1 pseudogene is annotated in these 1613 nt (G+C 67.5%); it reads left to right on the plus strand.

Annotated features, from left to right (window positions below):
- Positions 1-411 precede the first annotated feature (411 nt).
- A pseudogene (locus AB0O91_RS41170) lies at positions 412-1613 on the plus strand (hypothetical protein); the annotation flags it as partial.

Raw genomic sequence — 1613 nt, forward strand, 5'->3', positions numbered from 1 at the left:
GGCCAGGCGTAGGGATTGGTCGGGGTGTTGGGGACGCGGTCGTACTCGACGACGACGGCGGGGTTGTAGGTCAGTCGCTTGAAGGCCATCTTGTCCGTCGGCTTCGGACAGTGGCGTTTGCAAGTTATCGCGTCCGGCAAAAGGTTAGTCAACTTCATTTTCCTGCAAAGTTGTCCGATTTGACTTCACCACTCCATATTTCCACCAGTGTGACGCTGATCACCTCGGGAGTGGTTCGAAAACGCGCTAGACCGCTGTGCCTTGCGGGGCCTACGCTCCGCCCTTAGCTGTCGGTCCGCGCGCGGGTGCGGCTCGCAATTCGACTGGGGGAAAGACGTGTTCGTGAAAAATGTCCGGTTCCGTCGATTAGTCGCCAAGGAATGTTCGCCTCGGATAAGACTGAAATCCCGAATGGCCACAGTGAGTTCGCTGGCGATCCTGGGGTCGTTGTTGTCGCCCGTGGTACCGGCCTTAGCAGCTGGGGTTTCGGGCGACAAGGGCGGGATCTGGTCACCTCCGAACACGCCGTTGTCGAGGACGGTCTCGGTTTCCGGGGTCGCCGACCACCCCAAGTCGTCTGCACCGGTGACCGGTTCGCCGAACTGGGCGCCTCCGAAGTCGGTGCCGCAGCCGAAGTCGGGCAGTGCGGTGGTGGGGCTGGACCGGGGCGGAGCGAAGCAGGCCGGTGATCTGCCGGTCTGGCTGGCCCCGGTCGCGCCCTCCACCGGGGTGTCCTCAGTGCAGGTGCGGGTCGCCGATCTCAAGGAGGCATCCGCCGCCGGTGTGCCGGGCACCATGGTGTCGCTCTCGCGCGGTGAGGTGCCAGAGGCGGGTCGGGTCCGGGTCGGGATCGATCCGGCTGGGCTGGGTTTCGGTGGCGACTTCGCCCATCGAGCACGGCTGGTGGAGCTGCCGGAGTGCGCGCTGAGCACACCGGAAGCCGATGGTTGCCGCACTCGGAAGCCGGTGGCCTCTCACTACGACGAGCAGGCGAAGCGGCTGGTGGCGGAGGTCGAGCTGCCCGCCACCGCCGCGGCCGGCCGGCAGAAGGGGGCGTGGTCGGAGTCCGCGGCCGCCGCCGAGTCGCTCGCCGCTCCGGGGCGGGTGCTGCTGGCGCTCGACGCCGCGCCGTCGAGCGGGACGGGAACGTACAGCGCCACGCCACTGTCATCCAACCAGAGTTGGGCAGCCGGCAACGCCTCCGGCTCGTTCAGCTACAGCTATCCGATCCAGCTGCCGCCAGCCCTGGTCGGGACCCCTCCGGCGTTCTCCCTCGAGTACGACTCGGCGTCGGTGGACGGGAAGACGGCGTCGACGAACGCCCAGGCCTCCTGGGTCGGTGACGGTTGGGACACCAACGTCGGTTTCGTCGAGCGCTCGTACCGTCCGTGCGACAAGGCGGGGATCCCGGGTTCGGGGGACCAGTGCTGGGGCGGGCCGAACCTGACGCTGTCGCTGGGCGGGCACGCGGGTGAACTGGTGCCGGACGACGCGTCCTGCGTCGGCGGCACGGCGACCGATGAGCAGTCGCGGTGCAAGTGGCGCCTGAAGGGCGATGACGGGACGAAGGTCGAGTTCCTGACCGGTGCCGACAACGGGACGTGGAACGGTTC

It is taken from the genome of Kitasatospora sp. NPDC089797 (assembly GCF_040684795.1).
In the GTDB taxonomy this organism is placed as follows: domain Bacteria; phylum Actinomycetota; class Actinomycetes; order Streptomycetales; family Streptomycetaceae; genus Kitasatospora.